This window comes from Rhodopirellula islandica (assembly GCF_001027925.1).
Taxonomy (GTDB): Bacteria; Planctomycetota; Planctomycetia; order Pirellulales; family Pirellulaceae; genus Rhodopirellula; species Rhodopirellula islandica.
Map to the genome: position 1 here is coordinate 225,686 of NZ_LECT01000017.1, position 17,808 is coordinate 243,493.

A 17,808-nucleotide genomic window follows, 5' to 3' on the forward strand; every position below is an offset into this window, starting at 1 on the left:
CATTGATGCGAACCGCGGGATTCTGATGGCGGGAAGGCGTGGCGTGCAGCAAATGTGTGCCAGTGAGATTAGAATGCCGCGATGGAAATTGAGAGATTGGTCGCGTTTTTGGAATCCTCGCCAACGGTTCGTTTGCTGCGAGCCGATCAGGCGGCGTTTGTGGTTTGCTTTCTCCGCCATTCGTTGAAGTTGACCGGGCAAGATTCAGCGATCTCGTTGTCGCACAACGAACTGCAACACCGACTGACCGTCTTTCAAGAACAACTTCGGGAGGACGGATACGACGCCTTCTCAGGTTCCGCGGATCGCTACCTTCGCGAATGGTCGGATGCGGGGTGGCTGAGACGCTTTCTGCCAGCTGAATCGTCCAGCCCGCACTACCAACTGACTCGCTATGCCGAAGACGCGATTGGGTTTCTTGAACAGTCGATCTCTCGCGAAACGCGAATGGTCGGCACTGAATCTCGATTGCGGCTGGTCATCGACACGCTGACCGATTTGGTCCAAGGCGCTTCCTCGGATCGTGAACAGCGATTGCAAACCCTGATCGAACAGCGTGACGACTTGAACCGTCAGATCGATTCAATTCGCGGGGGCGCTGAGATCGAGACCTACCATCCCGCGCAGGTTCGCGAACGTTTCCACACCGCTGTTGACCTGCTGAAGACCCTGCAAGGTGATTTCCGGGCGGTCGAAGATCGCTTTGAAGAAATCGCTCGCGATGTGACCCGCGGGGCTCTGGATACCGAGCGCGGTCGCGGTGACATTTTGGCCGGTGCACTCGATGCGGAGGACTTGGTCAAACAACAAGACGAAGGTGTCAGCTTCGATGCCTTTGTCGCCTTCCTCTTTTCGCCGCAGGCTCAAGCCAAACTACGAGAGACGATCGCCGAAGTGACACGTTTGGAAGCCATCACCGATCAACGCGGCGCCATTGAACACGTTCGGGCAATGGTTCCTTCCTTGTTGGCAGAAGCCGAAAATGTGCTTCGTCAAACAGGACGATTGTCGCAAACACTCAGACGCTTGCTGGACAGTCAATCGACCAGCCATCGCAAGCGAACCGCCGAAGTTTTGCAAGAGATTCGAACGTTGGCGGCGAAGATGAAACAATCCACGAGTCAAACCGGAATCCCCGTGCCGAGCGAAATCGGATTGCGAGTCGACACGACGTTGGGCATCAGTTCGCCATTGACCCGACCGTTTTGGACTCCCCCGCAAGTCTTCGACATCGCCGTGGAAACCAACGAGATTGACTGGGAAACAGCGAAACGGCATGCTCGCAAGCTATCCGGGCTGAAACGCTTGCAATGGGATCGCATGCGAGACTTGGTGCACCGGGTCACGGATCTGCAAACCAACATCACGTTGTCACAGTTGCTGGAACATCGCCCACCCACGGTCGGCGTGATCGAGTTGGTCGGATGGATGCAGATTGCTCACGAGGACGGTCACGCCATCGATGCCGAAGCGACCGAACAGGTGACAGTGACGACGGAGGATCCTTTGAGCGGCGAATCAAGCACGGTTCACGTTCGTGTTCCGCTGGTCACTTTCTCAAAGACGCATCAAATCGAAAACGAACCCGTCCGGAAGGGAAAACCACGATGACAGAACCTTCTTCGCAAACGGATCCTACGCCCGACAACACGTTCTCCGACACGATGCCGCCTCCGGTTCCCTGGGCCCCCGCGGCAGTTCGATTGTTGCAAGGCATTGTCTACCATGACGACGCGGGCGACACGTGGGAACGGATTCTGTCGGGCGTCACGCCGCTGACGGACTACTTCGCTCGGATCGGGTTGCAATTGATTGTCAACGAAGAAGACGGGATGGCCTACCTGCGTCAGATCGATCCCGAGTCCCTGCCGCCGGAGTACCCGTCGATTCCAAAGTTGTTTCGCAGCGTGCGACTGACGTTCGAGGCGTCGTTGTTATGCGTCTTGCTGCGAGAAGAACTGCGTCAATTCGAAGAAGAAATTCATCGCGATGGTCGTTGTGTGGTGACTCAAGCGGCGTTACTCGAAGTTTGGCAATCGCTCGCCCCAACGGAGACTGACGACGTGCGAGCGAATCGGAATCTGGGCGGTCAACTTCGAAAACTCGAAGAGCTGAAATTCGTTCGCCAGTTCGAAAAGGATCCACCCAGTTGGGAAGTCCGTCGGATCTTGAAAGCGAGATTGCCGCTGCAGAAACTGGAACGGTTGCGAGCGGATTTGGAGGCGGAGTTGGAACGCAGAGACGCGGGATCGGTCCAGGAAGAAGAACTTGACGCAGAGACGGGGAGACGCAAGGACGCAGAGGGCAGCGAAAACATCTGATGCTTGGTCCTGTACCTCTGCGCCTCCCCGTCTCTCGCGCCTCTGCATCGAATCCATCAGGCTGGATCATGTGGAGCGGTCCAATTCGGTGAACACAAAGTGAAGAACGGCTTCCATCGCGTTGGAAACGGTTGGTAGGAAGTTGACGCAGAGGCGGGGAGGCGCAGGGACGCAGAGGGGAACCTTGACGTCTGATATCCTGTCGCGTGATGCGTTTCTCAGTCTCTCGAATTTTATCGCCAACCAATATGAAGCCCTCTCAACCACTCGAATTATTCGCTGACGACGATGAAGTGTCGGAACGTTTGAAGCCCGGGTTCCGTCTGGCGACGTTCGAAGTCTTCAATTGGGGAACTTTTGACGGCCAAGTCCACTCGATCTCGCCTCAAGGGACTTCCTGTTTGCTGGTCGGTGAAAACGGAGCGGGCAAGTCAACACTGGTCGATGCGATGTTGACGTTGCTGGTTCGTCCCGGGGTTCGAAACTACAACGTCGCCGCTGGGGCATCCAAGAAAGAACGCGACGAACGAACGTACATTCGCGGTGCGTACGACCGGACCGCCGGCAGCGATGAGAAGCCCAGGATTCAGTACCTCCGGGAAGGGACCGGATTCTACACGGCGCTGTTGGCCACGTTCGCCAGCGCTCGTTCGGGCAAGTCGTTCACGGTTTGCCAGGTGATGTATTTGACGTCGAGCGGCGATCGGAAAATCTTCTACGCGTTTGATCGGAAACCTCGCAGCATCGCAGGTGACCTGGGCGATCTGACCTCCACCGGTGACATCAAGAGCACGTTGATCGACCGGGGATTTGAAGTCACCGAGAACTTCAAAACGTATCACGGGTGGATGAAACGGTTGGTCAAATTTCGTTCCAAGGCAATGGATATCTTCAACCAGACCGTCGCGGTGAAAGATGTCCAGCGACTGGATCAGTTCATTCGCGATCACATGCTGGAAAAGAAGTCGTGGAACGATAAGGTCAGCAAACTGCTCGAACACTTTGCCCAGTTGAGTGAGGCTCATCGTGCACTCGTGCAGGTGCGTCAGCAGTCGGAGTTGCTGGTCCCGATCTTAAGAACAGGCAAGCGGTTCCAAGAGACAAACGCCAAGCTGCAATCGGCTCGCAAAGAACTCGCTGCATCGGGGTTGTTCTTTGACATCCAAACCGGCGAACTTTTGCGTCCGCTGTGTCAGCAATGGAAACTGCGAATGGAACATCTTGATGAACAGATCAGTCTGCTGGATCACTCGTTGAAATCCAAACGTGGTGAAGCCGCGTCCGTTGATCACGAGATTCGCCACAGTGGTGGGGCCAGACTGCAGCAACTCCCCTTTTTGATCGAAAAGGAAGAACAGCATGCGGCGTCCAAAAAAGAGAAACGCCTTTTGTATGAGTCGAAACTGAAGCAAGTTGGTATCGACGAAACCATTTCCAGTCCCGAGCAACTTGAAAAGGTTCACCGGCAAATTGGCGATCAGCAACAACGAATCGCGATCGAAAAACAAACCGCCACCGACCAGCTCGAATCACTCAACTATGAAATCGGTGTGCTGCGTCAGGAACTCGCCACCGACGAAAGCGAACTGGAATCACTTCGCCAACGAAAGGGCAATCTGCCCGACGCGTTCATTGAAGTTCGCAGTGAACTGTGCGCTGCCTTTCGACTCTCGCCAACCGATCTTCCGTTCGCGGCCGAGTTGATCGCCGTCAACCCGGATCATGGCCGCTGGGAAGCGTCGATTGAACAGGTGCTTCATTCCTTTGCGAGAACATTGTTGGTCCCAGACGACCTCTATGCCAAGGTTTCAGGATTTGTCGATTTGCAGCGTCTGACGGATTCACGCGGTCGAGGTCTGCGATTGACCTACGATCGTGTCGGGGCTCGCCAGTCCACTCCATCGCAACCATCGACCGACCTGGGCCTGCCCGACATGTTGCTCTACCGCGACAACCATCCACTGGTCCCGTATGTCCGCGGCGAGATTCTGTCACGGTTCGACCACCTGGCGTGCGAATCCATCCGAGACTTTCAAATGGCGGGTCGTCGGGCGATGACGGTCCATCGACACGTCAAACAGAACCGCCGGCAACACGCCAAAGATGACCGCACAGCGATTGGGGACCGAAAGCACTTCGTTTTGGGCTGGGACAATCGCACCAAGCGAGAGGCACTGGAACGATCGATCGGAGAACAAAAGGCGTTGCTTGATCGCAGAGTTTCATCGGCTGAGTCACTCCGTCGTAGGAGCGACCAGGCGACGCGAAGGCTGAGCCTGTTGGACGAGTTATCGGCGGTGACGCAGTTCGACACCATCGACGATCACCGGCACGATTTTGAAGCCTCTCAATTGAGGCTCGAAAAGCAAAAGCTGGAGGAGTCGAGCGATCAAGTTCGACAGCTCAAGGCAAAGCTGGCGGCTCTCAATGCGGAGATCCAGGGGCTGGAATCCGAACGAGATCGATTTGTGGGGGAACGCTCCAATCTGCAGACAGAGATCGGGAAAAGCGAAGGAATCTTGAAACAAGTTGATGCGAAAGTCGAGGAGGCTCGCTCGAACGATCGATTCGCTTCCACCCAAGCGTTCTTCGACGGGGTCGTCCATCAACTGGGCGAGCGTAAACTGACATTGGAGAATCTTGGGATGTTACCGCGGGATATTGCGGATGAACTGAACGTCCGTGTCAGCGAGTTGGAAGAGCGAATCGTTCCGGTCCGTGACAACCTGACCAAGGCAATGAGCAAATTGTTGAATCGATTCCCAGTCTTCGAGTCGGAACTCGATCCCACGCCTCAAGCATTGCCCAGCTTCAAACAACTTGCCGAGCGAATCAACAAGGACGACCTGCCTCGTCACGAGCGGCGGTTCAAACAGCGACTCAAGGAAAAAGTGCTTCAAGAGATCGGCTTGCTACATGGATCACTCGAAGACGAACGAGAAGAAATTCGCAGCAAGGTCGAAACGCTCAACGAAGCCCTGCGTCAACTCGATTGGAATCCAGGCTCGTTCATGCGCCTGGAACCAAGCGACACGTCCGACGCGGAGATCCGTGATTTTCGACGGGAGCTTGCGGGTTGCCTGGAAGGAACGCTAGGTGGCACCGACGACGCCAATGAAGCAACGTTCAAGAAGATCGAACAGCTGGTCGACCGACTTCGAGACGACGCGAACCTTCGTTGGCGAGAAAAGGTGATCGATGTTCGGAATTGGTTCAAATTCGCGGCTCGCGAATACGATACGGTATCGGGTGAACCAGGCAGCTATTACGACGGAGGCACCGGGCAATCCGGTGGCGAGAAAGGCAAACTGGCGTTCTTGGTGTTGGTCGCTGCGATCGCCTATCAATATGATCTCCAACCGGATGATCCATCCCGCGAACGATTTCAATTTGTCATGGTGGACGAGATGTTTTCACGCAGCGATGACACGCGTGCCAAGTACGCACTCGATTTGTTTGAACGTTTTGGATTGCAGTTGGCCATCGTCGCGCCACTGGACGCCAAGGCACGGATCACGGAGAGCTATGTTGGCACGTATGGTCACATCATCAAAGATCCCGACACGCACCGCAGCCAATTGATCAGCCTGACGACCGAGCAGTATCGAGCCGCGGATCAGGAAGCATGATCACTGCCAAACAGATTCGAGACAAAGCAAAGCGACTGTTTGGGAAGGCAATCAAGGCTTGGTTGAACCATGAGCTGGAGGCGTTCTTCCCACACCGAATCCCCGCCAACCTGACACCCTCGCAGGATTTGTCAAAAGCGATCGCGGAAGTCGAGTCCCTGCGTGAGCACAGCAAACGAACGATCGGATCAGGGTACCGAATCGAATGGAAATCCCGTCGAAGTCGCACGCATGGGCAGAATGACTTTCCCGATGCAGTTTTCGTGGACACGATGGATGACCTGGTTGAACTGAGTGACCGGGTGGGTGACTGGAAGTCGCTTCAGTTGGCCGTTGCCACGCTTCGTGATCGTCAACCGAGGCTCGAAGACTGGTTGCGAGCGGGGACGAATTGGAAGTTGATTTTGGAGTTGTCCGACGTGCTTCCTGATTTGCTCAGCATTCTCGATCACATGCTTTTGCATCCGCGTCCAGATTGTTTCGCTCGTGAGTTGCCGGTTGCCGTTTCCACCAAGCTGATCGAGCAACATCGTCGTCGGCTGGCAATCTGGCTGGATCTGCTGTTGCCGCCCGACGCGATTGATTTCCGGTTTGGCCACGACCAATTTGAACCTCGATACGGGCTGCGCTACGCCCGTCCGCACTACTTGCTTCGAGTCCTCGACGAAGCGTTGCAACACGATCTGGGGCTACCATTTGACGAACTTTCATTGCCCGCTGAATCCATTGACAAGCTGCCGGCAAGGGACCAGCGAGTCATCATTGTCGAGAATAAAGTGAGTCTGTTGTCGCTGCCCTTGATGCGTCGAACGCTTGCGTTGGGCGGACTGGGAAACGGGGTGACGCAACTGTCTGAGATCTCCTGGCTTTCGAAGTGCAAAGTCATTTACTGGGGCGATCTGGATGCCGACGGGTTTCGCATTCTCGATCGACTCCGAGTGATTCTTCCGCACGTGGAAAGCCGTTTGATGGACCGATCCATCGTGGAGCAATTTGCCGATCTAGCGACCAAAGGCAACGCGAGCGAGGCTCATGCAGTCGAGAATCTTTGTGAGAGCGAACTGCGGTGCTATCACCACGTGTGCGAAACCAACCTTCGGATCGAGCAAGAACACTTGCCGACTGAGTTGATATTCAAGGCACTCTCACTCTGATTCTCTTGCCTTGGAAAGCGCTGACGCGATCAATCCGGCGGGAATCGACACAACGCCCAATCCGACGATCAACACGACAAACGTGAAGATGCGGCCACCCACGGTCAACGGGTAGACGTCGCCGTATCCAACCGTTGTCAGCGTCGCCACCGCCCACCAAAGCGAATGAAACACCGAGGCAAAAGCATCGGGTTGAGCTTCGTTCTCGAAATGGTAGATGCCAACCGCCGCGAGGTAGAGCACGATCACGGCAACCACGCCGAAGAGAACCAATTCTTCCCAAGCGATCAACAAGGCTCGGTGAAACCTTCGCACAGCCGCGTTGTATCTCGCCAGTTTCAGAATTCGAAACAGACGCAACAACCGAAACGCTCGCATCGAACGCAGGTCGAACCCAAGCGACAGATAAAATGGAAGAATCGCAAGCAGATCGATGACTCCGAAGATGCTTGTCGCGAATTCGATCCTCCGATCGGCCACGAACAATCGAATGAGATACTCGGCAGTAAAAACGATCACCGTTCCAAGTTCGACAAACCACAGTATCTCACGCGTCGTGTCCGAAAGTCCGGGTAGGGTTTCAATCGAGAAGTCAACCAACGAGACGACGATCAAGGCCTGCATGGTCAGGTCAAAGACGAGTCCCGCCTTGGTGTCCGTTTTCTCGACGATCTGCTTGAGATCCAATTGATTTTTCCTTTCCTAGGTGCATCTGTTGTTTGCATCGCGACTCGACGTTGAAACCGTAGCAGGTCGGCAGGAGTCTTTCGGGATTTGAACGGTTTTCGTTGGAAGTCTCAACGCTTCCGCCCCAAGCTAAGAACGTCGGCCCCGTCCGGGGCGATAACTCAAACGTCTTCTCGTCGTCTTCGCCCCTTCGCCCAACATGCATCCAGCACATGTGAGCCGCATGGCGTTCGCTACGGTTGCCGCACACAACCAGCACCCCAAATCGGACCGCCAACCCGTCAGCGGGAAACCACATCCCATCCCCACGACGGCCCCATCCGGGGCGACCTGCCGTTTCTCGCAATCAATCTCGGGGCTTCCGCCCCGAGCTAAGGACGTCGGCCCCGTCCGGGGCGATACCTCAACGTCTTCCCGTCGTCTTCGCCTCTTCGCCCAACACGCGATCAGCACATGTAAACCGCACAGCGTTCACCACGGTTACCGCACACAACCAGCACCCCAAATCGGACCGCCAAATCGTCAGCGGGAAACCGCATCCCATCCCCACGACGGCCCCATCCGGGGCGACCTGCCGTTTCTCGCAATCAATCTCGGGGCTTCCGCCCCGAGCTAAGAACGTCGGCCCCGTCCGGGGCGATAGCTCAAACGTCTTCTCGTCGCCAGCGTCCCTTCTCCCCAAATGCATCCAACACATGTCAGCCGCACGGCGTTCGCCACGGTTACCGCACACAACCCGCCAACCCAAAACGGCTCGCGTGGTTGTCCCCGATCATTCCTTTCGATTTTCTTCCGACCGTATGATCGAGGCATCACCACCAGACGACAGTTCGTCTGAATCACGAGTAACGGAGTACGTGAATGGACCGTGGTTTGGGACTTCTTTGCCCAAGTTCTTCTGCAGCCCAACAACAGTTTTCACCGTGACGGTCGGATCTCCGTCGACCACGACATGAACTTCAGAAACATCTGGAAAACCACGCAGATCGTCTATCACAGCCGACCGCGAGATGAGTTCGCCGTTGCGGTAAAGCTCCCCCTCGGCGGTGATTTGAAGTCGATACATGGGTTCGGTGGGTTCCGAATCCAACTCGGAAGGAATCGAACTCGGGTCAAAGTCTGGGATGGGCGGCTGGACGTCTTCAGTTGGTGTGGCAAAGCGTTCGCGAAGCTTGTCCAAATCAGACTTCGACCAGCCCTCCGGTTGGGTCACGGCAACCCAAGCGTCGATGTAGCTCGACGGCGAATAGTTGTGCCCGTAGCCAAGTGGAACACTGGTCGCCATCGGCAAATCAAAAGCGATCTGCAGAAACGTCACGATGGGATACCAGCGCAAACCAGGAGAGACATCCGGTCCACGTGGTTCGGAAAGCCATTGCGGTTGGTGCCAGGCCAATGAGGGTGAAAACCAAACCATCGGATCACTCGCATGCTGGATGTACACATTTCGAATCGGCCCCCAGCGTTTCTGTGTTTCGAGCGAGTTCTGTTGCGACGTGAACCGGACCATCGATTCGTCGCGAAAAGTTGGCAACCAAATGGGCGTTCCCGCATTGCGAGAGCTGACAATGGACGCCCATTGCCGACTGGGAAACGGAGGCCCGCTCCAGACTGCACCTTGGATCGGATCCTGAAAGGTCTCCATCAAGTCCGCTGCATCTTCGCATCCATAGGAACCCAAACTCAATCCGAACAAGTACAACCGAGGCCGCTCTTCTTTCGGCAAAGTGGTCCAGTACGCGTAGACTTGATCGAACAACGCGGAGGCGGATCGTTTGGACCGAGACGGGTCCACCAAAATGGTGATCCAGCTGGGCAAATACGAGTACTGCATGCTGACAATCGCTGTATCGCCACGATGCAAATACTCGACTGTGTCGACCGCACTTTCATCGAGCCAACCGGTGCCGGTGGGCGTTGCGACAACCAGAATCTTGCGATCAAACGCGCCCTCGCGTTTCAGCTCTTCCAAAGCGAGCGTTGCTCTGGCTTGCTCGTCTTCGTCCGTTCGCATCCCGACATAGACCCGAATCGGACGCTTCGAAGGTCGCCCACTCAGCCTTTCAATCTCTTCCGCCCTGGGGCCGCCCCCGATGAAGTCCTTTCCTCGACGGCCGATTGCTTCCCAATCGACCAGCGACTGCTCGCTACCGCAGGCGAGGTCCAATGTGGGTTGTTCGATGCCGTCATCAATCAACAAATCGGCTTGCAAAAAGAAACGATCCGCAGCGTTCAGCAACCCTCGTGCAATCACGCCATTGCCGACCATCAGTCCGAGCAACAACACGCACACCGTGCTGATTGAAATGGCAATTCGGCGAGGCAAATATTTCTGCAGCAGATTGGAAAGGGAGGCCCCGAAACGAATCATCCAACGAGCAATCGAAACCAAAATGAATGCGACCAAAAGCGCGATCAAAAAGAAGTGAATCGGAGCCGTTGACTGGAGCGGCGGCATCTCCATCAACATACGAATCGAGTTCTGCCATTCAGTTGCATACCAAATCGAAAGTGCGAAGACGATCGACACCAGCGTCACGCAGATCTGTTTGGAACGACGTGCCAGCGTACTTCCAGGCTGGGGCAATTCCAGGAACGACCAGCCCCACGTCGCAAGCACACCCACGACGTAACCGATGGCAAGCGAAAACCCAGACAGGATTCCCTGGACAACGTAGGGTCGAGGCAACAACGACGGCGTGATCGATCCGCAGAAAAATAGCGTTGCGAACACCAATCCGGTGAACGAAAACGAGTCCAGGTACGACCGCGACAACGATTGGACCTTGATAGCTGCGCGATGGATCACTCGTTGGCTCCTGCGATAACGAAAAAACGTGCCAGTACGATCACGTAGCTCACCCAAGCACGGTTGCGATCAGGACGGAGGCGTCCGATTGGCGAGGACGTAGTAGAAAACAGGTGTCAAGAAGATGCCGAAAAACGTCACGCCCAGCATGCCTGAAAAGACAGCCACCCCAAGCGTGGATCGCATCTCGGCCCCGGCGCCAGTTCCCAACACCAAGGGGACCACACCCAGGATGAATGCCAGCGAAGTCATGATGATGGGACGCAGGCGAAGACGACACGCCTGAATCGTGGCGTCAAATTTACTGAGCCCCTGTTCTTGTTGCTCTTTGGCAAATTCAACAATCAGGATCGCGTTCTTACTGGCCAGTCCGACCAACACGACGAATCCAATTTGCACAAAGATATTGATATCCATCCCGGCGAGCGCGACCCCGATGACGGAGCACAACAAGCACATGGGGACCACCAAAACCACGGCGAGCGGGAGTTTCAAACTCTCGTACTGGGCCGCAAGCACCAAGAAAACCAACACAACTGCCAATGCAAAGACAATCAAGGCGGTGTTTCCCGCTGCGATTTGCAAGTAGGTCAACTCCGTCCATTCCGTGTCGAATCCAAAGGGCAATGTCTCGGCCACGGCGTCCTCCACCGCACGAATCGTTTCTCCGGAACTGACGCCCGGCATCGCCAAGCCGTTGATCGAAGCGGCGGTGAATCCGTTGTAGCGTTGCACTGCGGCGGGACCGGTCGTGTCTCGAACAACCGCCACACTTCCCAGAGGAATCATTTCGTTCGTGTTGCTACGAACGTACAGTTGGGTGACCTGATCCGGCGACAGACGAAACATCGGATCCGCTTGCAGGTTGACCTGCCAGGTTCGGCCGAATGCGTTGAAGTCGTTGACGTAGTAGCCACCCAGGAACGTTTGCAGGGTCGAGAAGACCTCATTGAGCGAAACGTTCATTGTCTTGCACTTTTCACGATCCACATCGACAAACAACTGCGGCGTGTTGGCTCGAAAGCCGCTTTGCATTCCCATGATCTCTGGCTTGGATGTGCCGGCCTTGCTGAGCTGACCGGCTGTCTTTTCCAGTTCAGCCAGGCCAATTTGACCGACGTCGCGAACGATGATCTTGAAACCACCGCCACTGCCCAAACCGTCCACGGGCGGAGGACCAAACACCGACACTTTCGCATCCAGAATCTCCTTGCTCGCCGCCTGTCGCACCCTGGTCGCGATTCGCTCCGAATAAAGGTCCGCTTCTTCGCGGTCATGGAACGGCTCCAAAATCACAAACACCGACGCAAAGTTAGATCCAACCGCGTTCTGAATGAACGACTGCCCCACAATCTCGAGCGTGTGATCCACACCCTTCAAACCGTTGTCCGGGTCATGTTCGCCATGGTGTTGCGATCCAGGGTCCGAGGACCGTTCGGCCTCCACCGTCCCTGCCAAATAGTTGCTGTCGCCACTGCGTTTACCCAACAACGCTTGACTCAGTTTCGCGACCACTTTCTCCGATCGTTCCAACGACGCCGAGTCGGGCAACTGAATGTCGACTAACAAATACCCCTTGTCTTGTGCGGGCACAAAACCGGTGGGCACAGTCGTCATGGCCTCGTAGGTTCCCCACAACAAACCGCAATAGACCAAAAGGACGATCAACGCGAACCGAATCAGCCAACCAGCGATGCTGGCGTAGATCCCTGAGACAGCTCCGAAGAAACGGTTGAAGAGGTTGAAGAACCAACCAAACAGGAAGTTCAAAATCCGCGACAACCAGTCGTGCTGTTCGGACTTCGGACGCAACAACAGGGCACTCAGTGCGGGACTGAGGGTGAGCGAATTCAACGCGCTGAAGAACGTCGACACCGCAATGGTCGCGGCGAACTGCTTGAAAAATTGTCCGGTCAGCCCCGAGATGAACAAACAAGGAATGAAGACGCACATCAAAACCAGCGAAATGGCAATGATCGGTGTGGTCACTTCCTGCATCGCTTTCTCAGATGCTTCCACCGGCGACATGCCGCTTTCGAGTTTGTGTTCAATGGCTTCGACCACAACGATCGCATCGTCGACGACAATCCCAATGGCAAGCACCAAACCGAACAGGGACAGATTGTTCAGACTGAATCCAATCCCGGCCATCACCGCGAAGGTACCGATGATGGCAACGGGAACCGCGATCAACGGGATGATGGCTGCCCGCCAGGACTGCAAGAAGACCAACACGACGATTGCGACCAAGATGATCGCGTCCCGCAGCGACTTGAACACCTCACCGATGGATTCGCTGATGAACGGGGTCGTGTCGTAACTCACCGAATATTCCACGCCCTGAGGGAAATTCTGGCTGAGTTCTTCCATCTTGTCACGAACTCGATTGGCGGTGTCCAGTGCGTTCGAACCAGGCAATTGAAAGACCATCAACCCCGAAGCAGCGACACCGTCGAGTTTGCATTTCGTGTCTGAAAAACTGGCACCAAACTCGATGCCGCCAAACGAGGCACCGCTCTCGTCTGTCCGCCGATCGGTCACAATATCGGCCAACTTCACGATCTGCCCATTGCTTCCCGTCTTGACCACAATCTCGGAAAACTCATCCACCGTGGACAAACGGCCGAGCGTCTTCAGTGTGTACTGAAAGTCTTGGCCGCTTGGGACGGGCGGTCGACCGAGCGCACCGGCCGCAACTTGAATGTTCTGTTCCTGCAGTGCCCCAATCACGTCCGAAGCAGTCAACTGGAGCGTCGCCATGCGATTGGGATCCAACCAAACCCGCATGCTGTAATCACGCTCACCAATGATGGTGATGTCGCCCACGCCATTGATACGAGCCAGTTCATCCTTCACTCGAATCGTCGCGTAGTTGCTCAGGTACAACTGGTCACGCGATTGGTCTGGCGAAAAGAAGTTCACCGCCAGCAACGAACTGGAGGATGCCTTGACCACCGACACGCCCGTGCTCTTTACCTCCGCCGGCAACACCGGTGTGGCCAGGTTGACTCGATTTTGCACCAAGACTTGTGCCATGTCCAAGTCGGTTCCGACGGCAAAGGTCACCGTCAGAGAGTACCCACCATCATTGGTCGACTGGCTGGACATGTACAACATGTTCTCCACGCCAGTGACCTGTTGTTCGATCGGCGCGGCGACGGTCTCGGCGACCACTTCGCTGCTGGCACCGGGGTACTTGGCGGTGACCAACACCGAGGGTGGTGCGATTTCAGGGTACTGAGCGATCGGCAGCGTCCAGACAAAAATGCCGCCCGCCAACACGATCAGCACTGAAATCACACAGGCGAAGATCGGTCGTTTGATAAAGAATTGAGACATGGTGGTTGGACAGGCCGGAGCCCACTAAGAAGAAATGCGATTCAAGGCGACACGGGGGGGCAACATAAAGAGGAAGGCAGCTTCGCGGTCAGGGAGTTTGCGAAACCGGATCCACCTTCATGCCTGGCTGAATCAACTGGATGCCCGCGACCACCACCGATTCGCTGGGTTTGACACCAGACAGAATCACTCGCAGCTTGCCCTTGCGGTCACCGACTTCCACGGTGCGATGCTGCACTTCGTTCTGATCATCCACGACGTAGACAAATTTGGTCGCCTGATCGGTCCCGATCGCAGTGTCCGGCACGAGGACCGCAGGATGGGCGTCGGAAACAGGCACCTTCAACCTCACGAACATCCCTGTCGTCAGCAAACCACTGGCATTATCAAACACCGCACGAATCTGCGAGGTGCCCGTTTGCTCATTGACTTGGCTTTCCGCGTATTCCAATTTGCCTTCATGCGGGAAATCGGTTTCATCTTGGAGCTGCAGAAAGCACGGGATGTTCAGTTCCTGAAGCTTGTCGGCTTCTTGGAACTCTTCTCCACCCAGTTCGCGTCGCCGACGCATGAACGTTAACCGCACACCCTCATTGATGTTCGCAATCGCCTTGATGGGCCGATCCTTCAAAACGGTCGTCAACACCGTGCCACCCACCAGTCCACCGGTAACGAAGTTGCCGTCGTCCAACAGTGCCCGATCGACTCGCCCGGAGATGGGCGAAATGATTTTGGTGTAATCCACATCCAGCTTGACGCGAGCTGAATCCGCTTGCTTGGCGATCACACTGGCGGCAGCTTCCGCCACCGCCGCTTGGTCCTCATCGAATTCTTCGCGAGAAATCGCATCGTTGGTCAGCAACTTCTGAGACCGAGCAAACTTCTTTCGAGCCAATTCCAACTGCGTTTCGGCCACCGAAATCTGTGCTTGGGCCTGTTCGTAAATCGCTTGGTATTCGTCAGGCTCGATCGTGAACAGCAGATCCCCTGCCTTGACTCGTTGTCCATCGGTGAAATGTGTCTTCAAAAGGAATCCAGACACACGTGACTGGATCACCACCTTTTCGTCCGCTGCGAGACGTCCGACCAATTCGACATAGTCGGTGACGTCATTCTGCACGGCAACCGCAACGGATACCTTCTGAGTGGGACGGGCGGAGGCGTCTTCCGCCGGCTTTGCCTTGGAACACCCCGCTGCAAAAACCAACAACAGACCGATGCACAACGGAGAAGCTGGCAAGAATTTGAATATCATTGTTCACTCGGTCTTGGTCGCCCCAGCGGCGGGGCAGATAGATTTGTTGGGCGCTGCCCCAAAATCTAGCGGGTGACCGAAAAACATTCGAGTGGGTCGGGATGAAAGCTTGAATGCCGAGCAGGCAGGGATGGCTCGGGAAATTGCTTCCTGGTTGTGAAGCAGGTCGGCAGGAGTCTTTCGGCATTCGAACTGTGTCGGCAAACGGCACGCTTTCCGCGTGCAACCGTGGCGAACGCCAAATCGGCTCACATGGTCAACCGAGGCGAACGCTGGAATGCTAAATCTTTGCTGCTGCGACGCACTGTGGTTGCGCACGTTTTCGTCCCGGTAGGGATTTCAGAGTGTAGCCGTCGGTAAGCGACTGCGCCACCGACGGACATAAAACCACGTCGTCACTGTCCCTCCCGCCGTGGCCGATGGCCACGGCGGGAGGGACAGTATTTTGGGAGACACGGTTTCCGGGGGTGTGCTGCTACGCAGCGCCCCCCAGCTACCATCTGACATCCCTACCGGGATGAAGAAAGACAGAAGCCACAAGGATAATTGCATTCGCAATCAGAACGCCAACAGCAAACATTTGGCAGTCCAGGCAAGCGCCAAAACGGCTCACATGGTCAACCGGGGCTAACGCCCAAGCGGCTCACATGATGATGCCCGATCATTCCTGCCGACCTGCTTCGATCTCGAACCTTTGGGATTCGTCAGTTTGGAGTGGGGCCAAAGAACGAAACGAAGCCGACGTGGATACGGTCACCGGCATCGGCACCAAGCACGTCGTTGAAGCCGTGCCCGTAGTCCAATCGAAGCGATCCTTTCTGACCAACTGCGACGCGGCAGCCGACTCCGACACTTGAAAGGAACTGGTCCTTGGCTTCCCCAGGAATGCTATCCAGGATGAAGGCTTGGCCAAGGTCGGCGAACGTGTACGCTTTCACATTGCTTTCGCAATCACCGCTGCCAAACGTCCAGGCATTTGGCCCCAATTCAAAACTGGTCAGCCAACCATTGTCGCCACTGGCCACACGTTGGTCGTAACCGCGAATGGAATCGTATCCGCCGAAGCCGAGCGTTTCACTGAACAGCAGCCGGTCACTCGAGATTTGCCCCGTGCCTCGGAAGGTTCCCTCGTAATCGCGACCAAGTTGCCGACGCATGTCCAGCGACGTTCGCCAGTAGGCGTAACCAGGCGCCGTGTCTTGACGGAGGCTGTTGAACGCAGCGGCGTTGTTCTGTGAGGTGAAACCGCCGTCCGGTCCATAGTTGAGGATCGTGTTCAACCGTGCGTAGTCGCCGTTTTCCTCGCGGACCAAAGCGTTGAATCCGAGGCAGAGCTGCAACAAATCAGCCGCCGTGTTGGAGGTGTTCAAGGCACCGAACTCAACCGACGTGTTCGATGACTTAAAATCGGACCCGACGAACCAAGCTCGCTCGGCGCGTGCGGTCCGGGTGGTGTAATGAAATGCACGTGAACCAACCTGCCAAGCTTCACCATCCTGGTTCATTGGAGCTGGCAGGGCGGGTTCGGCGGATGCCCAACTGCCAAAGACTTGATAGCCGCGTTCGCGACTGGGGTCGACGGTGTAGCTGACGGCGTGAGCATGCAAACGATTGAACTCTGAGTCGGCGGTGTATTGGTAACCGAGCAACCCGTCGTAGCCAAACGGGTTGCCGATCAACAGGCCGGTATACAACCGCTCCAGCCGCAATGCTTCCACGCCGGTGTCTTCGTATCCCACGTAGGCTCGCATGGGGAACACGTCCTCGACCTCAAACGTGAGGTCCGATGTGCCATCGAGTGAACCTGGTGCGACGTCCAGTCCAACGGATCGGAACGGGCTGCGGTTGAGCCAGTAAAGATCTTCGGCGACACACGATTCGTGGATTCGGCCACCAACGCGAGAACGCGTGATGCCTTGGCGAAGCAAGCAGGGATCGACCCAGCATCCACCTTGGATCTTGATCGCACCGATTCGTGATTCGACGATCACGATTTGGACGGTTCCGCCCGTGATCTTTTGTTCGGGGATCTGCACATCGACGATCGGTTGCCCACATCGTTCGTAGACTTCGATGATCTCACGCGACAACTGGTTCAGATTGCGGAGCGTGATCGGGAGCCCGAGATGGCGATCAATGATCGATTGAACGCGAGATGAATTGGCCAGCGAGCCTGAGTGATGGATGTGTGAATGCACGCCATCGAACTCCGCAAACGCTTCGTGAGGATCGACCTCGTCGCGGCTGGGCAGCAGGATGACGGCTTCCAATGCGTCGACCAACACCACGTCGCTGCTGGGCGTCTCCGCATCGGTCTCGGTCTGCAGGTCGAGATCGAACTTGCCGACTTCCCAAGGTTGGAACACCTTCGGACGATAGCGTTCAAAGTTCTGTCCAAATGCGGAACTGCCAAACAGCAGGCTCGCGGCGCAGGTCCAGCCAGCCAATACCCCAAAACGTCGTAACGCCATCCCGACTTGCCCCAAGTTCGTCCATGCCCAAGCTGCTGCCGGAGAATTCCTGTGGCACCAAACCGACAGGAAGTACGTCACGACAGACTAGCTTTTAGTGTTGGCAAAGCTTCGCAACGAAGACTTCACAAACGCTTTTGATT

Annotated in this window: 9 protein-coding genes; 4 read left to right on the plus strand and 5 right to left on the minus strand. The window is 55.8% G+C overall.

What is annotated here, in order from left to right; genetic code table 11:
* Positions 1-81: 81 nt before the first annotated feature.
* The 4 genes from RISK_RS09305 (at position 82) to RISK_RS09320 (ending at position 7,104) form a co-directional block, all read left to right on the plus strand.
* Positions 82-1,611, plus strand: a complete 1,530-nt coding sequence (locus RISK_RS09305; protein WP_047813979.1) for a DUF3375 domain-containing protein — start codon at positions 82-84, stop codon at positions 1,609-1,611.
* On the plus strand, positions 1,608-2,321 hold the full coding sequence (locus RISK_RS09310; RefSeq protein ID WP_047813980.1) for a DUF4194 domain-containing protein: 714 nt from the start codon (positions 1,608-1,610) through the stop codon (positions 2,319-2,321). Before RISK_RS09305 ends, RISK_RS09310 begins: the two co-directional genes overlap by 4 nt.
* A gap of 248 nt (positions 2,322-2,569) precedes the next feature.
* Complete coding sequence (locus RISK_RS09315) at positions 2,570-5,950, plus strand: ATP-binding protein (protein ID WP_047813981.1); 3,381 nt, start codon at positions 2,570-2,572, stop codon at positions 5,948-5,950.
* The gene (locus tag RISK_RS09320) at positions 5,947-7,104 is read left to right on the plus strand and encodes a Wadjet anti-phage system protein JetD domain-containing protein (RefSeq protein ID WP_053061114.1); all 1,158 of its coding nucleotides are present in this window, start codon (positions 5,947-5,949) and stop codon (positions 7,102-7,104) included. Before RISK_RS09315 ends, RISK_RS09320 begins: the two co-directional genes overlap by 4 nt.
* Here the strand turns inward: RISK_RS09320 and RISK_RS09325 are convergent.
* The 5 genes from RISK_RS09325 to RISK_RS09350 all read right to left on the minus strand — a co-directional run bounded on the left by RISK_RS09325 (position 7,096) and on the right by RISK_RS09350 (position 17,665).
* Positions 7,096-7,791 carry an ion transporter gene (locus RISK_RS09325; protein ID WP_047813982.1) on the minus strand — a complete coding sequence of 232 codons (696 nt, stop codon included), beginning with the start codon at positions 7,789-7,791 and terminating at the stop codon, positions 7,096-7,098. The two genes, RISK_RS09320 and RISK_RS09325, sit on opposite strands and share 9 nt — an antisense overlap.
* A 772-nt stretch (positions 7,792-8,563) precedes the next feature.
* Positions 8,564-10,600, minus strand: a complete 2,037-nt coding sequence (locus RISK_RS09335; RefSeq protein ID WP_047813984.1) for an alpha/beta hydrolase — start codon at positions 10,598-10,600, stop codon at positions 8,564-8,566.
* A gap of 69 nt (positions 10,601-10,669) precedes the next feature.
* Positions 10,670-13,939, minus strand: a complete 3,270-nt coding sequence (locus RISK_RS09340) for an efflux RND transporter permease subunit (RefSeq protein ID WP_047813985.1) — start codon at positions 13,937-13,939, stop codon at positions 10,670-10,672.
* A gap of 88 nt (positions 13,940-14,027) precedes the next feature.
* The gene (locus RISK_RS09345) at positions 14,028-15,194 is read right to left on the minus strand and encodes an efflux RND transporter periplasmic adaptor subunit (RefSeq protein ID WP_083434875.1); all 1,167 of its coding nucleotides are present in this window, start codon (positions 15,192-15,194) and stop codon (positions 14,028-14,030) included.
* Between the two features lie 704 nt (positions 15,195-15,898).
* Positions 15,899-17,665: a ShlB/FhaC/HecB family hemolysin secretion/activation protein gene (locus RISK_RS09350; RefSeq protein WP_083434876.1), complete on the minus strand. Its 1,767-nt coding sequence runs from the start codon at positions 17,663-17,665 to the stop codon at positions 15,899-15,901.
* Positions 17,666-17,808: the final 143 nt, after the last annotated feature.

Excerpts from the sequence above, each read along its gene's own strand:
- RISK_RS09310 (WP_047813980.1), top strand. The coding sequence starts at position 1,608 with ATGACAGAACCTTCTTCGCAAACGGATCCTACGCCCGACAACACGTTC.
- RISK_RS09305 (WP_047813979.1), top strand. The coding sequence starts at position 82 with ATGGAAATTGAGAGATTGGTCGCGTTTTTGGAATCCTCGCCAACGGTT.
- RISK_RS09350 (WP_083434876.1), bottom strand. The coding sequence starts at position 17,665 with ATGGCGTTACGACGTTTTGGGGTATTGGCTGGCTGGACCTGCGCCGCG.
- RISK_RS09315 (WP_047813981.1), top strand. The coding sequence starts at position 2,570 with ATGAAGCCCTCTCAACCACTCGAATTATTCGCTGACGACGATGAAGTG.
- RISK_RS09345 (WP_083434875.1), bottom strand. The coding sequence starts at position 15,194 with ATGATATTCAAATTCTTGCCAGCTTCTCCGTTGTGCATCGGTCTGTTG.
- RISK_RS09320 (WP_053061114.1), top strand. The coding sequence starts at position 5,947 with ATGATCACTGCCAAACAGATTCGAGACAAAGCAAAGCGACTGTTTGGG.
- RISK_RS09340 (WP_047813985.1), bottom strand. The coding sequence starts at position 13,939 with ATGTCTCAATTCTTTATCAAACGACCGATCTTCGCCTGTGTGATTTCA.